At 64.5% G+C, this 19,146-nt stretch carries 18 protein-coding genes; 10 read left to right on the top strand and 8 right to left on the bottom strand.

Features of this window, described 5'->3' with window-relative positions:
- Position 1 precedes the first annotated feature (1 nt).
- From NLN62_RS13710 to NLN62_RS13695, 4 genes are all read left to right on the top strand, one after another.
- On the top strand, positions 2 to 643 hold the full coding sequence (locus NLN62_RS13710) for an urease accessory protein UreE (protein WP_254109128.1): 642 nt from the start codon (positions 2 to 4) through the stop codon (positions 641 to 643).
- Positions 624 to 1,352 carry an urease accessory protein UreF gene (locus tag NLN62_RS13705; protein ID WP_371933125.1) on the top strand — a complete coding sequence of 243 codons (729 nt, stop codon included), beginning with the start codon at positions 624 to 626 and terminating at the stop codon, positions 1,350 to 1,352. The genes NLN62_RS13710 and NLN62_RS13705 overlap by 20 nt, the downstream gene beginning before the upstream one ends.
- A gap of 159 nt (positions 1,353 to 1,511) precedes the next feature.
- A complete protein-coding gene (gene ureG / locus NLN62_RS13700) occupies positions 1,512 to 2,135 on the top strand; it encodes an urease accessory protein UreG (protein ID WP_254109127.1) in 624 nt (207 codons plus the stop codon).
- Positions 2,136 to 2,474: 339 nt separating this feature from the next.
- Complete coding sequence (locus NLN62_RS13695; RefSeq protein ID WP_027521709.1) at positions 2,475 to 4,133, top strand: HWE histidine kinase domain-containing protein; 1,659 nt, start codon at positions 2,475 to 2,477, stop codon at positions 4,131 to 4,133.
- 133 nt (positions 4,134 to 4,266) lie between these two features.
- On the opposite strand, the gene NLN62_RS13690 is transcribed toward NLN62_RS13695, so the two are convergent.
- The gene (locus tag NLN62_RS13690; RefSeq protein WP_027521710.1) at positions 4,267 to 4,815 is read right to left on the bottom strand and encodes a sigma-70 family RNA polymerase sigma factor; all 549 of its coding nucleotides are present in this window, start codon (positions 4,813 to 4,815) and stop codon (positions 4,267 to 4,269) included.
- Positions 4,815 to 5,045: a NepR family anti-sigma factor gene (locus NLN62_RS13685; RefSeq protein WP_027521711.1), complete on the bottom strand. Its 231-nt coding sequence runs from the start codon at positions 5,043 to 5,045 to the stop codon at positions 4,815 to 4,817. Before NLN62_RS13685 ends, NLN62_RS13690 begins: the two co-directional genes overlap by 1 nt.
- Positions 5,046 to 5,253: 208 nt before the next feature.
- Here NLN62_RS13685 and NLN62_RS13680 point away from each other — a divergent pair, with 208 nt between their 5' ends.
- From NLN62_RS13680 to NLN62_RS13670, 3 genes are all read left to right on the top strand, one after another.
- The gene (locus tag NLN62_RS13680; protein WP_254109126.1) at positions 5,254 to 6,060 is read left to right on the top strand and encodes a response regulator; all 807 of its coding nucleotides are present in this window, start codon (positions 5,254 to 5,256) and stop codon (positions 6,058 to 6,060) included.
- 174 nt (positions 6,061 to 6,234) lie between these two features.
- Positions 6,235 to 6,849 carry a nuclear transport factor 2 family protein gene (locus tag NLN62_RS13675; RefSeq protein WP_254109125.1) on the top strand — a complete coding sequence of 205 codons (615 nt, stop codon included), beginning with the start codon at positions 6,235 to 6,237 and terminating at the stop codon, positions 6,847 to 6,849.
- Between the two features lie 746 nt (positions 6,850 to 7,595).
- Positions 7,596 to 7,994 carry a hypothetical protein gene (locus tag NLN62_RS13670; protein ID WP_027521777.1) on the top strand — a complete coding sequence of 133 codons (399 nt, stop codon included), beginning with the start codon at positions 7,596 to 7,598 and terminating at the stop codon, positions 7,992 to 7,994.
- Between the two features lie 23 nt (positions 7,995 to 8,017).
- Here NLN62_RS13670 and NLN62_RS13665 read toward each other — a convergent pair whose 3' ends face one another.
- The 3 genes from NLN62_RS13665 to NLN62_RS13655 form a co-directional block, all read right to left on the bottom strand.
- On the bottom strand, positions 8,018 to 8,476 hold the full coding sequence (locus tag NLN62_RS13665) for a hypothetical protein (protein ID WP_027521778.1): 459 nt from the start codon (positions 8,474 to 8,476) through the stop codon (positions 8,018 to 8,020).
- A 68-nt stretch (positions 8,477 to 8,544) separates the two neighbouring features.
- Positions 8,545 to 8,916 carry a YqjD family protein gene (locus NLN62_RS13660; protein WP_027521779.1) on the bottom strand — a complete coding sequence of 124 codons (372 nt, stop codon included), beginning with the start codon at positions 8,914 to 8,916 and terminating at the stop codon, positions 8,545 to 8,547.
- A 78-nt stretch (positions 8,917 to 8,994) separates the two neighbouring features.
- The gene (locus NLN62_RS13655; RefSeq protein WP_027521780.1) at positions 8,995 to 10,107 is read right to left on the bottom strand and encodes an AI-2E family transporter; all 1,113 of its coding nucleotides are present in this window, start codon (positions 10,105 to 10,107) and stop codon (positions 8,995 to 8,997) included.
- A gap of 212 nt (positions 10,108 to 10,319) precedes the next feature.
- On the opposite strand from NLN62_RS13655, the gene NLN62_RS13650 reads away from it, so the two are divergent.
- Positions 10,320 to 11,123 carry a L,D-transpeptidase gene (locus NLN62_RS13650; protein ID WP_254109124.1) on the top strand — a complete coding sequence of 268 codons (804 nt, stop codon included), beginning with the start codon at positions 10,320 to 10,322 and terminating at the stop codon, positions 11,121 to 11,123.
- Position 11,124: 1 nt separating this feature from the next.
- On the top strand, positions 11,125 to 11,772 hold the full coding sequence (locus NLN62_RS13645) for a DUF2865 domain-containing protein (protein WP_254109123.1): 648 nt from the start codon (positions 11,125 to 11,127) through the stop codon (positions 11,770 to 11,772).
- A 316-nt stretch (positions 11,773 to 12,088) separates the two neighbouring features.
- Here NLN62_RS13645 and NLN62_RS13640 read toward each other — a convergent pair whose 3' ends face one another.
- Positions 12,089 to 14,182, bottom strand: a complete 2,094-nt coding sequence (locus NLN62_RS13640; RefSeq protein WP_254109122.1) for a methyl-accepting chemotaxis protein — start codon at positions 14,180 to 14,182, stop codon at positions 12,089 to 12,091.
- 267 nt (positions 14,183 to 14,449) lie between these two features.
- Here NLN62_RS13640 and NLN62_RS13635 point away from each other — a divergent pair, with 267 nt between their 5' ends.
- The gene (locus tag NLN62_RS13635) at positions 14,450 to 14,605 is read left to right on the top strand and encodes a Thivi_2564 family membrane protein (RefSeq protein WP_100235107.1); all 156 of its coding nucleotides are present in this window, start codon (positions 14,450 to 14,452) and stop codon (positions 14,603 to 14,605) included.
- Positions 14,606 to 14,688: 83 nt separating this feature from the next.
- On the opposite strand, the gene NLN62_RS13630 is transcribed toward NLN62_RS13635, so the two are convergent.
- Complete coding sequence (locus NLN62_RS13630; RefSeq protein WP_254109121.1) at positions 14,689 to 16,854, bottom strand: malate synthase G; 2,166 nt, start codon at positions 16,852 to 16,854, stop codon at positions 14,689 to 14,691.
- Positions 16,855 to 17,213: 359 nt separating this feature from the next.
- Positions 17,214 to 19,130 carry an adenylyl-sulfate kinase gene (gene cysC / locus NLN62_RS13625; RefSeq protein WP_254109120.1) on the bottom strand — a complete coding sequence of 639 codons (1,917 nt, stop codon included), beginning with the start codon at positions 19,128 to 19,130 and terminating at the stop codon, positions 17,214 to 17,216.
- Between the last annotated feature and the right edge of the window lie 16 nt (positions 19,131 to 19,146).

The following is a 19,146-nucleotide window of genomic DNA, read 5'->3' as shown; positions in this document are numbered from 1 at the left end:
CATGATCCGGGCGACGCAGGTCAGGGAACAGCACCGCTTCACGGAAGCAGCGGCGGATACGGTCGTGCTCGACTTCGACGATCGGCATCGCCGCCGCATGGCGATGACCGGCACGCGCGGGCTCGAATTCCTGCTCGACCTTGAAAACGCGGTCGCGCTGCGCGGCGGCGATGCGCTGGTGCTGGAGGACGGCCGGCTGGTCGAGGTGGTCGCGGCTCCCGAGCCGCTGCTCGAGATCCGCGGCCGCGATCCGCTCCATCTCGTCCGCGTCGCCTGGCATCTCGGCAACCGGCACCTGCCGACGCAGATCATGGCCAAGAGCCTGCGTATCCGAAAGGATCATGTGATCGAGGCGATGGTGAAGGGGCTGGGTGCGCGGGTGATCGAGATCGAGGCTCCCTTCGATCCCGAAGGTGGCGCCTATGCTGATGCCGGCCACGCGCATGCTGACGATCATGGGCATGATGACCATGCGCATCATGATCACGGGCATCACCACCATGATCATCACGGTCATGACCATGACCACCATGATCATGCCGCGCATGACCACCATGACCACGGTCACCATCATCACCACGACGAGCATTGCGACCATCCCGACCATCACCACGGCCACGGCCATGCTCATGACCACAAATGAGCCAGCTGGTGCCGGCCGCCTGACGGAACGCGAGGCGGCGGCGCTCTACCGGCTGATGACGTGGTTGTCGCCAGCGTTTCCCGTCGGCGGTTTCTCCTACTCCAGCGGCATCGAATGGGCGGTGGAGGCGGGCGACATCATCGACACGGCGACGCTCGCGAACTGGCTCGACGCGATGCTCGGCGACGGCGCGGGCTTTTGCGATGCGATTTTCCTGGTTCAGGCGTTTCGCGCGGCGGAGGCGGGCGATGAGGCTCGCTTGCGTGACACCGCGGAGCTTGCGGCCGCCTTCGTGCCCTCGCGCGAGCGACAGCTCGAGACCACGTCGCAGGGCCGCGCCTTCATCGACATCGCGCGCGCGGCCTGGAATGCGGACGGGCTGGATGCGATGGTCGCGGCCTGCGCGGGGCCGCTGGTCTATCCCGTCGCGGTCGGCGTGGTCGCTAGCGCCCATGGCGTCCGGCTGGAGCCGACGCTGCATGCCTTCCTGCACGCGCTGGTCTCGAACTGGATTTCGGCGGCGAGCCGGCTGATCCCGCTCGGCCAGACCGACAGCCAGCGTGTGCTCGCCGCCCTGGAGGGCGCCGTGGCCGCAACCGCCGCCCGCGCGTTGAGCGCGACCCTTGACGATCTCGGCAGCGCGACGTTCCGCGCCGATCTCGCAAGTCTGCGGCACGAGACACAATATACGCGGCTGTTTAGATCGTGAGGGCGGGGCAGCGCACTCCGCCGTCGTCCTGGCGAAAGCCAGGACCCATAACCACAAATGCTCGTGGTTATGCGCGGCTGTGGCCCCAGTTTGCCGCGGCAACAGAGTTCGGTGGTAATGGGTCCTGGCTTTCGCCAGGACGACAATAGGAAAGACTCAATGGCTACGTCTCACGGCCCCCTGCGTGTCGGTGTCGGCGGTCCCGTCGGATCGGGCAAGACGGCGCTGATGGATCTGCTCTGCAAGTCCATGCGCGAGCGCTATGACATCGCGGCGATCACCAACGACATCTACACCAAGTGGGACGCGGAATACCTGGTGCGCTCGGGCTCGCTGACGCCGGACCGCATCGCCGGCGTCGAGACCGGCGGCTGCCCGCATACCGCGATCCGCGAGGATGCCTCGATGAATCTGGCGGCGGTTGCGGACATGCGCGCAAAGTTTCCCGGACTCGATCTGGTGCTGATCGAGTCCGGCGGCGACAATCTCGCTGCCACTTTTTCCCCGGAGCTCGCCGACATCACCATCTATGTCATCGACGTCGCGGCGGGCGACAAGATCCCGTCGAAGGGCGGACCGGGCATCACACGCTCCGACCTCCTGGTTATCAACAAGATCGACCTCGCACCGCATGTCGGCGCCTCGCTGGAGAAGATGCAGCTTGATGCGAAGCGGATGCGGGGCGAGCGCCCCTTCGTCATGACCAACCTGAAGAAGAGCGAGGGACTCGACCGCATCATCGGCTTCATCGAGGCCAAAGGCGGGTTAAAAAGGGCGGGTTGAAAAGGGCGGGCTGACGAGGACGGGGCGAAGGGCAGGTCCGGTGCCTGGCGACATTAGCCAAGTCTGACACGACTGTTAGTGTCTGCCCGTTAATATCTGCGGCAAAATATGTCCCTGCGGAACCAATGTTCGCCACGATGATTAACTTACTTCGGGTGCCCGGAGCGCTGATGCCTCGGCTGGCGGATTAAGCATTCCGGTCAACCCAAGTTGCGTCACGATGGCTCCTCCTTCATTATCGCCTTCCGTGGGGTTTCACTCTCTTTCGGCAACTGGCCGTTCGAGCGGCGTTCAGATGCTCCGTGTTATTCGCCAGCCTCTCACCTTCTGAGTAAACGAGTGGTTCGGCTGGGATTTATCATCGGTTTTATCGCGCTGCTCGGGATACTGCTCTCCGGGCTCGCGGCCTATCGCGTCCACGATCAGGAGCTGGCGATCGATCGCATCGCGCTGGCTCGCGCGATCGACGTTCATGCGAGCCTGGTGCAGGACCGCCTGACCGAGCGCGAGCTTCTGGCGCGCGTCGCCTCCGGTCTGTTCCGCACGCCCGCCGTGATCAAGCCGAACATGCTGGAGCCGCTGCGCTCGGCCATTTATGCCTTCAAGACCGACTTCGTGGTCGCCTCCTGGATCGCCCGTCTCAAGCCGACGGAGCTGAGCGCGGCGCAGGCGGCGCTCAGCTCTGCCGGCTTTCCCAATCCGCACATCCGCAACTACGACGACACGCTGCTCGACACCACGAAGATCACCCAGCCGATCAACGTGCTGATGGATCTCGAGCCGCGCAGCGAGGAGACCAAGGTGCTGCCCGGTCGCAGCTTCGATCAGGACGGCGTGCGCGGCGCGATGCTGGCGCGCGCCATGGCCGAGAGGAAGTCGGTCGCCTCCGATCCGGTGCCGCTGCTCCGTCCGAACGGACCCATCGGCATCATCGTGGCCGCGCCGGTCATTCCGGAAGGCGAGACGGAGCCTGCCGGGTTCATCACGTTTTCCTACGAGCTCGCCTCGCTGATGCTGACCAATGACGACATGTCGCTGTTCTCGGTCGCATTGCGCGATCCGCGCGCGACCGGCGGCGAGCTGATCGCCAACGATCAGGGCGTCGTCAGCGCGCGGACCATCTCGCAGGATGGTCCACAGCCCTCCTCGACGCGCACGGTCAGCTTCGGCGGCCGCGACTGGCAGCTCAGCTACTTCGCCAAGACCAACTCGGCGCGGCGCGCCGAGCAGACCGCTGTCATCGTCGCGGCGATCGGCTTCGCCATCACGGCGATGGTGTGCGGCCTGTTCGGCTATGTCGCCTACAACAACTTGAGGCTCAGCCGCGAAATCCAGGTGCGGATCGGATTCGAGCGCCGGCTGACGGCGGTCATCGACGAGCTGAATCATCGCGTGAAGAACATTCTGGCGGTGATCCAGTCGATCGTGACGCGAACGCTGCGTCACGGCTCCGACATCGACGTCGCGCGTGAATTGTTGATCGGGCGTATCCACGCGATGTCCAACGTCGTTTCGCTGCTCAGCGAAAGCCAGTGGCAGGGCGTGAAGCTGAAGGGTCTGTTCGAGGCGCGCGCCATTCCGCATGCTGACCGCATCGCCATCAGCGGGCCCGACATCGCGGTCAGCGCGCGCGCCGCGCAGAGCCTGTCGCTGCTGTTCTTCGAGCTCGCCTCGCATTCCGACGAGGGCCTGTCGCTGGTCGGCAAGCATCCGCACATCACCGCGAACTGGACGGTGACGGGCGAGGAGCCCGACACGGTCTTCCATTTCCGCTGGGAGGAGTTCAACACCAGCGAGGCGACGCGGCGCGCCGATTCCGATTTCGGCCTCATCCTGCTCGACCGCGTCGCGCCCGAAGCGCTCGGCGGCACCGCCAAGCGCTACTTCACCGATGCGTCCTACGTCTACGAGCTGACCGCGCCAATGGAGACCGTCGTCGACATGACCGAGCGCGACCGCACGGAAAAATTCTCGGCGCCGGTAAGGCCCGCGCGCTGAAGCCGACGCGATCTTCGCTTACCTTCTCCACAAGGGGAGAAGGGAGAGCACACGCGCATTAAATCACGCATGCGAAGGCGGCCATTGAAATGGCCGCCTTCCCCTCGTTCATCATTCCGACCGAAGCTGTCCGTCAGCCGCCGCTGCCGCCGATCACGGCGCGCACGGTCTCGTCGGGGCCGAAATCTTCGGCGCCGTCGACATACAGCAGTGCTGCGAGCTTCGAGCGCGCGCGGTTGACGCGGCTCTTGATCGTGCCCACCGCGCAGCCGCAGATCGACGCCGCGTCCTCATAGGAGAAGCCGGACGCACCGACGAGGATCAGCGCTTCACGCTGGTCCTGCGGTAGCTTGTCGAGCGCCGCGCGAAACTCTTCGAACTCGAGATGCGCATTCTGCGACGGCTGGGTCTTCAGCGTCTTGGCATAGTTGCCTTCAGCATCCTCCACCTCCCGCCGCCGCTTGCGATAGTCGGAGCGGAACAGGTTGCGCAGGATGGTGAACAGCCAGGCCGGCAGGTTCGAGCCGGGCTGGAACGAGTCGATGTTGGCGAGTGCGCGCAACAACGTCTCCTGGACCAGATCGTCGGCACGGTCGGCATTGCCGCTCAGTGAGATGGCGAACGCGCGCAGGCTCGGGACTGCCGCCAGGATGTCGTCGCGCAGGGATTCCGTGAGAGGCATTAGTCCCTCCCATTGTTGTCGTTGGTTCCCCCATTGGTTTGATCTTGGGGTGTCCCTCCCGGCGCATCAAGCTTCTTGATCAGCTCGGCGAACCGCTCGGGGACCCCCTGCCGCACGACGTCGTCGTACATGGCGCGCAATTGATGGCCGATCCGGGATTGGATCTCCGGTGTCAGCCCTCCCTTGCCGGGGGTCGTGTTTCTGCTGGCTTGAGATTTGAGATCTTTCATGACCTGTTCCACGTTTCCCCGAGTTAAGTCACTGTCAAATCGAGAAATTTTCTCAACCGGGAGCCGTTCCCTAGTTAGGCCTAATGCGAAGTTGCACAAAAAGTTCCAGCCGTTCCGGAACTTTTCTGTGGTTGAAGCGTAGTCACGCCAGCAGGGGAACCAGGGCCGCCCCTGGCCGATATCTGGCCCGAAGACGAATGGAGTGGGGATGTCCCGTTCACAGCTTGTTGCTGAACACTTGCCGTTGTTGCGCCGGTACGCGCGTGCCCTGACGGGCAGCCAGCCGTCCGGCGACGCCTATGTCGCAGCCATGTTGGAAGCCATGCTCGGGGATCCGGCGGTGCTCGACGAGAGCCACGGAGCGCGCGCCGGCCTGTTTCGGCTGTTCACCCAGATCTGGAATTCGGTCTCGCTCAACGATGATGCCGAGGTGACGACGCTGCCGATGCCGCCGGAGCGGCGGCTGTCGAACATCACGCCGCTGCCGCGCCAGGCTTTCCTGCTGCTGTCGCTCGAGGGATTTTCGGAGGAGGAAGTCGCCTTCATCCTCGGCACCGACGTCGGCGAGACGCGCAGGCTCGCGGACGCTGCAGGCCGCGAGATGGCAGCGGAGATCGCGACCGATGTGCTGATCATCGAGGACGAGACCTTCATCGCCATGGACCTCGAGAGCCTCGTGAAGAATCTCGGTCACAACGTTGTCGGCGTCGCCCGCACCCATGCTGATGCGGTCGCGCTCGCCAAGAACAAGCGGCCCGGCCTGATCCTCGCCGACATCCAGCTTGCCGACGGCTCCTCGGGCCTCGATGCGGTCAACGAGCTCCTGCGCAGCTTCGAGGTGCCGGTGGTGTTCATCACTGCTTACCCGGAGCGCTTCCTCACCGGCGAGCGGCCGGAGCCGGCGTTCCTGATCTCAAAGCCGTTCCAGCCCGCGATGGTCTCGGCGGTGGCGAGCCAGGCGCTCTTCTTCCAGCGCAACTCGCGTAATCGCGCGCCCAAAGCGCCAGCGGCTTAAGGATGGCGCGCGCGGCGTAAAGCATAGAACGTAGTGACGAACTGATCCGGCGCGCCGACATGGCGCGCCGGATTTTTGTTGTTCGTCCGGCGCGCTTGACGGCTGCGGAGTTCGTCCTCCATAGGTGACGGAAACGGTCGTGAGGCGGCCGTGTTCTGTCCGGAGACTTTGCCCATGCTCGACCAAGCATTGCTCGATCGTCTCGCCATCCGCGATCTCATCGATAACTGGGTGGTCTGGCGCGACGCCGGTGACTGGGAGCGCTTTGCGTCCGTCTGGCACGCGGAGGGGTGGATGTCGGCGACCTGGTTTCAGGGGCCGGCTGCGGACTTCATCCGGGTGAGCCGCGAAGGCTTTGCCAAGGGCGTGCGCATCCTGCACTTCCTCGGTGGCACCAGCATCGATCTCGCCGGCGAGCGCGCCATCGCGCAGACCAAGATGACGATCTCGCAGCGGGCGCCGGTCCACGATGTCGTCTGCGACGTGGTCTGCACCGGGCGCTTCTACGACTTCCTGGAGAAGCGGCAGGGCAAATGGGGCATCGTTCGCCGCCAGCCGATCTATGAAAAGGACCGGCTCGATCCGGTCGATCCCGCCGCGGTCCTCCGGCTCGACGCGGCGCGTTTGGCTGCGCTTCCCGAAGGCTACTGCCACCTCGGCTACATGCAGGAGTTGATCGGCTACAAGGTCAAGCGCGACATGCCCGGCCTGACCGGCGCCGAGGTCGAGAAGCTTTATTCGGAAGGGCGCGAGTGGCTGGCAGGTGTAGCGCGGCCCGGCGCAGCTTGATCAGCAAGCCGGTAACTCGCCTGTTCCGCGTATGCGGCAACTTGCCGCGCATCGTTGGTTGTGTCGCGCGCGATTTGAATGGTCCGCTTTAACGCGCGTTAACGTCTTGACGTGTATGTAAATACAAGCGCAACTACAGGGAGTGCGCTTGTCTACCCGCAATGGCCGGCGGATTCACCAGCGCCACCCGAAGAGAACCTGCTTCTCCCTGACCTTGGCAGGAATAGCGGGGCGGCCGTCTTGGCTTCCCAGCGCTAGCCGGATGATTGCATGCGAGTGTGTGCGTTCTCAGGCTTGGCCGCCCTGCTTCACAGCCACGGTCCTCACTGCCACGTCGCTTGGAAATGACCGTCCATTCGACGTCGGCGACGTTGCCCGGCAAGTCACCTGATCAAGTCACCTGATCAAGTCACCTGATCAAGTCACCTGATCGAGCCACGCGATCAAATCGCCCGATCGAGACGAGCTGACTATCCAGGTCTGTCGCAGAAAAAAGTAAGGCGCGACTGGCATCACCACAGTCGCGCCCTACGTCGCCGGTTTATGGGGCAGGGGGGAATAACCGGCTGCCATGATGACTCCGGCGCACAAGAGTCGTTCCAGGGCGCCGCAAATTATTTTTGATCCCAGTATTTCTCTTGCCTGTCTCTTTTTCGCACACGGTTAAGTGATCGTGACGCCTGAGAACCCCTGACAATCCGGCAGCGTTGTTCCAGTGATCGCCATGGGGCGAGGGACGAACAACCATGTCACAGATCAGCAAAGCGTTTTTAGGCGCGGTCGCCATCTCGTTGACGGTTGGTGCCGTGCAGCTGGCGTCGGGCCACGATCTCGTGCAGCGCTGGCAGGCCGTCGCCGACGAGCCGGGCCACATCGTCAATCGCGCCGGCAAGGCCGACCGCATCGCCAATCCGAGGCCCGCGGCCGTTGCGACCCGCACCGTGTCGATGCGTCTCAACGATCTCGCCGATACGTCAGTGCTGCTGCGTGTTCCCGCGACGATCGAGACCGGCAATGCCAGCCATGCCAAGCCGCCCGTCTTGCTGCAAAAGCAGGGGCGCAAGCCCACGGTCGCCTGCGAGCCCGTCGTCAGCTCGCTGACCGAAATCGCAAAGCTGCTCCAGCCCGGCCGTTGCGTGACCTGATCAGTTCGAATTTTGCCCGATAATTATTCGGCCGGCTCGGGCGAGGCCTCCTCTTCGGGTGTCCCGGCCCGGCTTGCCATGATACCGAGCGCCACGCCGCCGATCGCAAGGATGGGAAGCAGCCGCTTGACGCCGATGGCGCGGACGATCTGCAAGCCCGTTGCGATCAGCATCGGATCGGACAGCATGCTTTGGGCTGCGGATCGCGCGGCTTTTTCCGCTGCCTGTCGCGCGCGCTTCTCGGTCTCTCGCTTGTAGGCGATGTAGCTGCCGGCGGCGGCCAGCGTGAGCAGGAAGAACACGCCGGCCCCGGCGAGGCATGCCTGCACCGGACCATAGTTTTGCAGCACCAGGATGAAGACTGCGGCGCAGAGAAATGCCGTGGTGATGAAGAGCGCAAGCGCTGCGGCTGCCGCAAGCGAGGTCAGCCGCAGGGTCGTACCCGTCGAGGCACTGATGCCATCGATTATCCGCTGAAACATCGCCCTCGCTCCTCAATCCCTCCCGCCAGCACGGCGATGAAGTTCGGTCCTCTTCGTGGTTTCGGCTTTTAGCGGCGCCAGGCAATGCCGATCAGGAAGCCGATACCGAGCGCAATACCCACGGTCGCGAGCGGGCGCTGCGTGATCGCATCCTCGAGCGTTTCCTCCAGCGAGGTCGCTGCGTCCTGTGCCGCATCCATCATCGCGCTGCCGCGCTCGGAGGCATCATCCATGGCCGAATCCATCTGCTGGCGCGCCTGCTTGTAGCCGCGCCGGGCTTGCTTGCCCGCGGAGTTGGCAAAGGTATTGAGGGCGTCAGTGATCTGTTCGGTGAGGGCGGCGATATCGTTTTTCACGGCTAGGACATCCTTTTCGAGGCGTTCGCGGGTGGCCTTGTCGGTCCAGTCTTTCATTCCTGTTTCGGCATTGGTCATTGACATCGAAAGCTCCGGATCGTTGGCGGTGAGCTAGCCGGAAAAACGTTCCGCCGTGACGGAAGTTCCCCTTGTGGAAACCACTCAGTCGCCTGGTAGTTGCGGCGCATCGGGAGGAAGGAGATGCTCTTTCAGAATGAGCGCGACGATCAGAAGCGGCGATGACAAGAAGGCCCCCATCGGCCCCCACAGCCAGGTCCAGAAGGCGAGCGCGAGGAATACCGCCAGTGCATTCAGTGCCAGCCGCCGGCCGATGATGGTGGGCGTGACGAAATGTCCCTCCAGGAAGGTGAGGCCGCCGAAAGCGACCGCTGCCATCAATCCGCTGCCGAGGGTCGGAAAGGCGATCAGGCCGACCACGACCAGCACGACGAACATCGCGATCGGTCCGATGATCGGGATGAAGTTCAGCGCCGCCGCCAGCGCGCCGAGCCCGGCCGGATTGGGCATGCCGGTCAGCGCACAGACGATCCCGGTGGCGATGCCGACGCCGATATTGATGACCGTCACCGTCACGAGATAGTTGCCGAGATGGACCTCGATCTCGTTGAGGATCCGTAAGGTGCGCAGCCGCGCGTCGCGATCGCTGAAGGTCATGATCAGCGCGCGCCTCAGGTCGCGCCAGCTTGCGATGAACAGGATCAGGGTCGCGAAGAACAGCAGGAATTCGGTGAAGGTCGGCGACAGGAATTCCAGGGTCGGCTGCACCCATTCGAATTTCGGCATCTGGAAGCTCGGCAGGCCTTCCGAACCGCCGACCATTGCTTGCAGCTCCTGCCACAGTGCCAGCGGCCGGTCGAACAAATGCAGCTTGTCCTTGAGCCGTGCGCCGAGCTCCGGCAGGCGGGTGCTCCATTCCATGACCGGCGAAGCGATCAGGGCGACGACGAAGGTAACCATCGCGGTGACCGTGACCACGATCAGCACAGCGGCCAGCGCGCGTGGCACCCGTTGCCGTTCCAGTGACGTTGCCGCCGGCGACAGCATGGTGCCGGTGACGAAGGCCATCACGACGGGAAGGAAGAACGGCTTGCCGACATAGAGCACGGCCACGACCGCGATCAGAAGCATACAAGCGAGCGAGAAGGCAACGAACTCGGTGCGCCGGATCACCGGCGGCAGGTCGCTTTTGCTGTCGGGAAGCGGTGCGCCTTCGCTGTCGTTGGAAAGCAGACGTTCACCGGGAAGGACGTGCACAGCCATTCTCCCGCACGAAGCTCACGCTCCGCGCGCGCAAGACTGCTGAAGAACGTGCCTCTGACTGGAAGGTTCCGTCGCGGACTCGTGAAGTTGCCTTCGCTTGACTGTGACCGGCCGGCTGCGCGAGCGCGCGGAACTTGAGTCGTCGCAAGCGCGTTTGTTCGGCCAGCGCATCACCCTGATGCACTTGGATTCAAACGGGGCAGCACATGACACAGTTATCTGCATCCCACCGCCGGCGTTCGCCGCGCGCCTTCACCACGCTTGCCTTTGCGACAGCATTGCTGACGATGCCACTCGGCGCCGCAAGTGCGCAGACGCTCGGCTTTATGCCAATGCAGCCGCAGGCTTTTCCGCAGGGTTATGCGCAAGGCTATGTAACCGGGCAGCCGCAGGCCTCGGATGATCCGGTCGCCTCGGACGATTCCGTCCTGCCCGAGCGGCTGCGCCGGCAGATCGTCAGCTTCGACGGCAGCCAGCCGGCCGGGACGATCGTGATCGATACCGGCAATACCGTGCTCTACTACGTGCTCGGCCAGGGACGTGCGATCCGCTACGGCGTCGGGGTCGGGCGCGACGGCTTCACCTGGTCCGGCGTGCAGGCGATCAGCCGCAAGGCGGAATGGCCGGATTGGCATCCGCCGGCGGAGATGATCGCGCGCCAGCCCTATCTGCCGCGCTTTGTCGCTGGCGGCCTCGGCAATCCGCTCGGCGCGCGTGCGATGTATCTGGGCGCGAGCGAGTATCGCATCCACGGCACCAATGACCCCACCACGATCGGGAAGTTCGTCTCCTCGGGCTGCATCCGCATGACCAACGAGGACGTCGTCGATCTCTTCAACCGGGTCAATATCGGCACCAGGGTCGTGGTGCTCCCGAAGAACGCGCCGCTGCTGGCGCGTGGCGGCGATCAGTCGCGCAAAGCGGCGCGCCCGGCCGCGACGACACTGGCCTCGGGACGCCAGGCGCTCAATCTTTCGCCCGTCTCCCTGAACAGTTCGGCGCCGAGGTAACATGATCGGGCGTTCGACAGTCAAAGTGGCCGGCGGCGCGGCGGTGTTGCTGTTCGCTTCGCTCAGCCTGGCGCTGACGTCGTCGGCGCGCGCGGAGGATTTCCTCTCGGCGCTGTTCGGTGCGTTCGGCGCCCGGCCGCCGCCACAGATCAGGATGCCGTTCCCCACCGACGACATGCCGCGCTACGAGGCGCCGCGGGTGCGTTCCTATGGCGGCGGGCAGGCCTGGTGCGTGCGCACCTGCGATGGGCGCCACTTTCCGGCGCAAGGCAACGACAGCGAGAGCAAGGCGCAGAGCTGCAACAGCTTCTGTCCCTCAGCCGAAACCACGCTGGTCTATGGCAGCGACATCGACGAGGCAGTCACGGAGACGGGGCAGGACTATTCCGACCTGCCGAATGCCTACCGCTATCGCAACGAGCTCGTCGCGGGCTGTACCTGCAACGGCAAGGATTTCGTCGGCCTCGCCGCGGTCAAGGTCACGGACGATCCGACCTTGCGCAAGGGCGATATCGTCGCGAGCCCCGGCGGATTGGTGGTCGCCAATCGCAACGCCAGCGACAGGCGTGGCGTCACCATGAACTTCTCGCCGCTGCCGGAGTCCGTGCGGGCGAAATTCCGCCACCTGCCGGTGGTGGCGCGGGAGTAGTGCCGATATCGGCGCGCCGGGCTGGCATCGTGCCCGGCGAGGGCGGGGCGGCCAGTCTGGCCGATGATGGATCTCCGCTCTGATTTGCCCGACGCGTCAAACGCCCCTGGCGTCGTTTGAGAGGTCCCGGCTACTTTGCATGGGGTTGTTTTCGACATTTTTGTTGGGGCCCCCGGGCTTGTGGGATCATCCCTGCCCCAATCCCGTCATTGCGAGCGAAGCGAAGCAATCTAGAATGTCTCCGCGGCGGGATTCCGGATTGCTTCGCCGCTTCGCTCCTCGCAATGACGGCAATGAACGACATCGAGTGCGCAGCCTACGCCGCGCGGATCTTGCCGAGGAAGTCGGTGACCTGGTGGCCGAGCTGACGGCTCTGGGTCTCCAGCGTTTCCGAGGCGTGCTTGACATTATCGGCTGCGGCCGCGGCGGCATCCGCATCGGCCTTCACGCCCGTGATATTGTCCGAGACGTTCCTGGTGCCTTGCGCGGCAAATTGCGTGCTGCGTGTGATCTCCTGCGTCGCCGCGCCCTGCTGCTGGACGGCGGTGGCAATCGCGGTCGCGACCTCGTTGACCTCGCCAATGATGCCACCGATTGCCTGGATGGCGTTGATGGCATCGCCCGCGACCTTCTGGATGTCGGAGATCTGCTCGGAGATCTCCTCGGTCGCCTTGGCGGTCTGGCTCGCCAGCGACTTCACTTCGGAGGCAACCACGGCAAAGCCGCGGCCGGCTTCACCGGCGCGGGCGGCTTCGATGGTCGCATTGAGCGCGAGCAGGTTGGTTTGCGCGGCAATGGTGTTGATCAACCCGACAACCTCACCGATGCGTCCGGCGGATTTGGCAAGGCCCTGCACGGTGCCGTCGGTCTCCCGCGCCTGGCTGACCGCGCGGCTGGCGATGCCCGCGGCGTGCGCCGCCTGCTGGCTGATGTCGTTGATCGAGGCGCTGAGCTCCTCGGCCGCTGCCGCCACGCTGTCCACGCTCATCGAGGCGTCACCCGAGGCCTTGCCGGCGACCTGGACGCGGTCGTTGGTCTGGCGTGAGACGGCCGAGAGATCGCCCGAGGTCTTGCGCATTTCTCCGGAGGCCTCACCCAGCTCGCCAAGTGTCTTGCGGATGACGCCCTCGAACTCGCCGACATAGGTTTCGACCGCGCGTTGACGTGCCGCGGCACCTGCATTGCGCTCGCGCTCCTGGGCCTCGATGTTCAGCTTGTCATTGGCCTGCTGCTTGAAGGTTTCCAGCGCGCCGGCGAGCGCGCCGATCTCGTCCTGCCGGTCGAGATAGCCGCTATCGACGGCGAGATCGCCGCCGGCGACCTTCAGCATGGCATCGCGAATATTGACCAGCGGCGTGATGACACGGCGGGTGACGAGCATGATCGCTCCGGCGGTCAGTGCCAAGGCCAGCACCAGGAGCGTGAGCTGCACGATCAGTGCGCGCTGGGCTGCGATGCGCTGCTCCAGCGTATGGCTCTTGGCGGCGTCGAGCGCGGCTTCGGCAACGACGACGGCGCTCGCGAGCCGCGCCACCGTGGCCTGCGTCCACTGATTTGCGGTTAGTTCGGGCTTCTCGCCATTGGCCGCCGCGTTGGCGAGACGATCGCGCAGCGCGAGGTAATCGGGATCGAAATAGGCGGCCTTGGCAGCGGTCATCGCCGAGACGAGTGCCGGCGGCAATTGCATGCCGGAGGTCGATAAATCCAGCGCTTTCCACGTCGCGGCGATGCCGCCGACATATTGGATGTAGGCGATGCGGGTCTCGGGCGCGAGACGGCCGGCGCCGATGCCGTTGGAGACGATCAGCGACGCCTCGCCACCGGTGTTGCGAAGCAGCCAGGCATTCTGCTTGATCGCCAGCAACTGGTCGATCATTGCATCCTGGTGATTGACGCTGGCGGCGAGGATATTGGAGGTCTTGTCGAGCGTCTCCAACAGGCCTTGCGTCGTCTCCATATATTCCTTGGCGAGGCTTGTCCGGCGCTGCTCCTTCGGCTTCACCACCTCGTCCCAGAATTGCTTCTGCTCGTCGCCGAGCAGCTTGAACAGGCGGGCAAGCTCGGGCACCAGCGTCGTCGATTGCGGGAAGTCCATGGTCGGCAGCAGCTCGAGCGCGCGTGCCATCGCCGGCATCTCGGCCTCACGCAAGTCGCGCAGGTATTTGTCGATCTCGGCGTCCATCGGCTCGCTCGCGTTGAGGAGCCGCGAGGTCGTCGAGCGGTCGGTGCGCAGATTGTGCATCGCCTTGAAGAGATCGGCGGACGCGTCGGCAATCCGCGAGATGCGGTTTGCGGTCCTGAGACGCTCCCATGACTCGAGGGCGGTGAGGGACAGTGCAATCACCACGCAGACCGACGTGATCGCGATCACCGCCTTGAGCAGCACGGATACGGTCAGACGATTGAGCATCGAAGTCCCCCAATTCCTATTTCAAAGCTCGGAAAGCAGCGCCCCGACAATCGAATCAGGAAGGAGCGGTCTTCAAATCGGCAATGCCCGCCTGCGGCGCGGCGCAAGCGCTTCGGCATTTGGAAGGAAAAGGGTAAAGTTTTAATCAGTAGCTCGGCTGGTAGAAGTACGTATTTACTAGAAGTTGCAACGGGTTGCTTGAATGGAACCGAAGGGCGGGCGCGGCGTTAGGAGTTCGTTAGCAATTTGCCTGAAGGGGGCCTTCCGATGCTCGTTGGCGTACTCGTCACCTTTCTCGTCGTCATCCTCGTTCTTTATCTCATCAACATGCTGCCGATGGACGGCCGCGCCAAGCAGATCGCGCGCGTCATCGTCATCATCATCGGCATCGTCTCGCTGTTGAAGTACCTCACGGTGTTTTAGCGGGGCCCGTTATCCATCTACGGATCTCGCAAAAAAGCCCCGGCGCGAACCGGGGCTTTTGACGTCTGACAGGCCAGCCGTAATTAACCGGCGGCCTTCGCCTCGCGGCGGCGTGCGGTGAGGATGTATTCGGTGTAGCCGTTCGGCTGCGTGCGGCCCTTGAACACGAGGTCGCAGGCGGCCTTGAAGGCGACGCCGTCGAACGACGGCGCCATCGGCTTGTAGAGCAGGTCACCGGCATTCTGCTTGTCGACGACGACGGCCATGCGCTTGAGCGATTCCATCACCTGCGCTTCGGTGATGACGCCCTGGTGCAGCCAGTTGGCGAGATGCTGGCTCGAGATGCGCAAGGTGGCGCGGTCTTCCATCAGCCCGACGTCGTGGATGTCAGGGACCTTGGAGCAGCCGACGCCCTGGTCGATCCAGCGCACCACATAGCCCAGAATGCCCTGGCAGTTGTTGTCGATCTCCTGCTTGACGTCATCGGGCGCCCAGTTCGACTTCGACACCGGAATGGTGAGGATGTCGGAGAGTTTTGCGCGCGGCCCGCCCTTGGTGAGCTCCTGCTGGCGCGCGATGACGTTGACCTGATGGTAGTGCAGCGCGTGCAGCGTCGCCGCCGTCGGCGAGGGCACCCAGGCGGTGGTGGCGCCGGCCTGCGGATGGGCGAGCTTCTGTTGCAGCATGTCCGCCATCTTGTCGGGCGCCGCCCACATGCCTTTGCCGATCTGGGCGTGGCCGGGCAGGCCGTCGATCAGCCCCATGTCGACGTTCCAGTCCTCATAGGCCTTGATCCATGCCTGCGCCTTCATCTCGTTCTTGCGGATCATCGGCCCCGCTTCCATCGAGGTGTGGATCTCGTCGCCGGTGCGGTCGAGGAAGCCGGTGTTGATGAAGACGATGCGCTTGGAGGCCTGCTGGATGCAGGCCTTGAGGTTGACGGTGGTGCGCCGCTCCTCGTCCATGATGCCGACCTTGAGCGTGTTCTCCGGCAGTGCGAGCATCTGCTCGACGCGGCCGAAGATCTCGCAGGTCAGCGCGACCTCGTCGGGGCCGTGCATCTTCGGCTTGACGATGTAGACCGAGCCGGTGCGGCTGTTGTTGCTCTTGGAAAGACCCTTGAGGTCGTGGATCGCGAGCAGGCCGGTGACGGCCGCATCTAGCAGGCCTTCCGGAATCTCCTCGCCGGTCTCGTCGAGCACCGCATCGGTGAACATGTGGTGACCGCAATTGCGGATCAGGAGCAGGCTGCGGCCGTGCAGCTTCACCTCGCCCTTGCCGTCCGGCGTCTTGTAGCTGCGGTCGGTGTTGAGTGCGCGGGTCAGTGTCTTGCCGCCCTTCTCGAAATCCGCCGACAGCGTGCCGTTCATTAGCCCGAGCGTGTTGCGGTAGACCAGCACCTTGTCCTCGGCATCGACCGCGGCGACGGAGTCTTCCATGTCGAGGATGGTGGAGACGGCCGCCTCCATGATCATGTCGGCAACCCCGGCCGGATCGTCCTTGCCGATCGTGTTGCTGCGGTCGATCTTCACTTCGACATGCAGGCCATTGTTCACGAGCAGCACCGCGGAAGGCGCCGCCACATCGCCCTGGAAGCCCGCGAACTGCGCAGCGTTCTTCGGCGCGGTGGCGTTGCCGCTCTTCAGCTTCACCGCAAGCTGGCCAGCGACCACGCTATAGGCGGTGACGTCGGTGTGGCTGCCGGTCGCGAGCGGCACGGCGGCGTCGAGGAATGCCTTCGCTTTCGCGATGACCTTGTCGCCGCGCGCTTTGCTGTAGCCCTTGGCGGTATCGGCAGCGTCATGCGGGATCGCATCGGTGCCGTAGAAGGCGTCGTAGAGCGAGCCCCAGCGCGCATTCGCTGCGTTCAGCGCGTAGCGCGCATTGGTGAGAGGCACGACGAGCTGCGGCCCGCAGATATTGCCGATCTCCTCGTCGACATCAGCGGTCTCGACCTTCTGCGTCGCAGGCTCGGGCAAGAGATAGCCGATCTCCTTCAGGAAGGCGGTATAGGCATTGATGTCGAACGGTTTGCCATTGTTCGCGCGGTGCCAGTCGTCGATCTTGGCCTGCAAGCTGTCGCGAACCGCGAGCAGCGCGCGGTTCTTGGGACCCAGATCCTTCACGATCGCGGCAAGCCCAGCCCAGAACGCGTCCGGTGCGATCCCGGTCTTCGGGGCCGCTTCCTTCGCGATGAAGTCGAAGAGAACAGGGGCGATCTTCAAACCATGGGCGTCGTGGCGTTTCATGAGGGGCTTTCTTGTTGGAAATGGCGTTTTTTGGCTGCCTTTGACCCGTCGGCAGCAAAATGCGCCCATAAAGGGCGGCTTTCGAGGCCCTATTAGCCTCAAAACTGGGGCCGTGAGAAGACCCCTAAAGGTCTGTCAAAATGTCAAGATGAGGTGGGTGCCCCACGCACCGTTGTCATTCCCCGCGAAGGCGGGGAATCCAGGCCGCTGCCGCTTCTCCGTATCCCATCGCTGTCTCTGGAATACTGGGTCGCCCGGTCCCGTCTCCGCCAAGGCTCCGACGAGGCTCGCGAACTCTGCTCGCCGAAGCTTCAGCGAAGGCGGCAAGCCGGGCGACGACTTGGAGAAATAGGACAGGCTCAAATATTCGCGGCGAGGTCGACGACCTCGTCGAACAGCACGCCGCTTGCCTTCAGCATCTGCTCGATCGCGTCCGTCGCATCCGCGACCGTACGCGTCGAGGTGTCGATGCTCAGCTCGGCGCCTTGCGGCGGCTGGTAGTCGTTGCCGATGCCGGTGAACGACTGAAGCGCGCCGGAGCGGGCTTTGGCGTAGTGGCCCTTGGGATCACGGCTCTCGCAGACTTCGGCGGGCGTCGCGACGTAGATCTCGCGGAACGTCGTGTCGGCGATGCGGCGCGCGGTGGCGCGGTCCTCGCGCGCGGGCGAGACGGCGGCGACGATCGCGATGTGACCGTTGCGAGCAAGATGCGTCGCGACTTCCGCAAGCCGCCGGATGTTCTCGCTGCGATCGGCGGCGGAGAAGCCGAGATCGCTGTTCAGGCCAGCGCGCAGCGTGTCGCCGTCGAGCAGGATCGGCGAGCCGCCATTCGTGAACAGACGCCGCTCCAGTGCCTTTGCCAGCGTCGACTTGCCGGAGGCGGGAAGGCCGGTGAGCCAGACCACGGCGCCGTTGTGCTGATAGCGCGCGGAGCGCTCGTCGGGACGGAGTGCGGATTCCACCGGCACGATGTCGACCGGCACGGCGCGCTGGCCGGCATCGACCGACAGCACGAGGCCGCCGCCGGCGATGCGCCCTGAGACTTCGATCACCAGCCGCCCGGTGCGCGGGTTCTCGGTATAGGGATCGGTGGCAATCGGATTCGAAAGCGAAATATCGATCTCGCCGACATGGTTGCGGCCGATCGCCTTGTTCTCGCTGCTCTCGAGCTCGCCGGGGTCGACCGCCTTCTCGATCGCAACGACCGTGGCGCGGCTTTCCTTCGGCCCGCAGCGCACCAGGAGCTGATCGCCCTTGGCGAGCGGCTTGTCGTGCAGCCAGAAGATGCGCGCGCGCAGACGCCGCGTCTCACGCGGCGCGGCGCCGGCATGCGCGATGATGTCGCCGCGCTCGACGAACAGCTCGCGGTCGAGCGTGATGCCGACCGAGCGGCCCGCGCCCTGGCGGGTGGCGACCGGCGTCACCGGCCAGCTCTCGACGGTCTTGATCTTGGCGATCTTGCCGGCCGGCATGATCACGATCTCGTCTCCGGCTTTCAGGCTGCCGGATTCGATGCGGCCCGCCACGATGCGGCGATCGTCGAACTTGTAGATCGCCTGCACGGGCAGGCGCAGCGCCAGCGTCTCCAGCGGCCGCGCCGGCTCGAGATGATCGAGCGCCTCGACGACGGTCGGGCCCTTGTACCAGCCGATGCGGTCGGTTCGCTCCGCGACACCGTCGCCGTCGCGAGCCGATATCGGGATCACTGCCGTCGGCGTCACGCCGAGGCCCTTCAGATGCGCTGAAATCTCGTCGCTGATCTCCTTGAAGCGATCGGCGCTGAAATCGACGCGGTCCATCTTGTTGACGACGATCGCGACCTGCTTCACGCCGAGCAGATGCAGGAGATAGCCGTGCCGGCGGGTCTGGTCGCGCACGCCTTCGAGCGCATCGATGATCAGCACCGCGCCGTCGGCCTGCGAGGCGCCGGTGATCATGTTGCGCAGGAATTCCGCGTGGCCGGGCGCGTCGATCAGCACGATGTCGCGCGAATTGGTGCGGAAGCGGATCTGCGTCGTGTCGATGGTGATGCCCTGGTCGCGCTCGGTCTGGAGGGCGTCGAGCAGGAACGACCATTCGAAGGGCATGCCGCGCCGCACACTCACGGCCTTGAGCATCTCGAGCTTGCCCTCGGGCAGGCTGCCGGTCTCATGCAGGAGGCGGCCGACCAGCGTCGACTTGCCGTGGTCGACATGGCCGACGATGACGATGCGGACCTGCGGACGCGTGGTGCCGTTCGGAGTTGCCGGCGTAGCAGAAGTGACGATCATGTTCATAGCCGCGTTGCGTCCT

It is taken from the genome of Bradyrhizobium sp. CCGUVB23, from assembly GCF_024199885.1.
Classification (GTDB): Bacteria; Pseudomonadota; Alphaproteobacteria; order Rhizobiales; family Xanthobacteraceae; genus Bradyrhizobium.
This window is presented reverse-complemented; position numbering and strand designations above follow the sequence as displayed.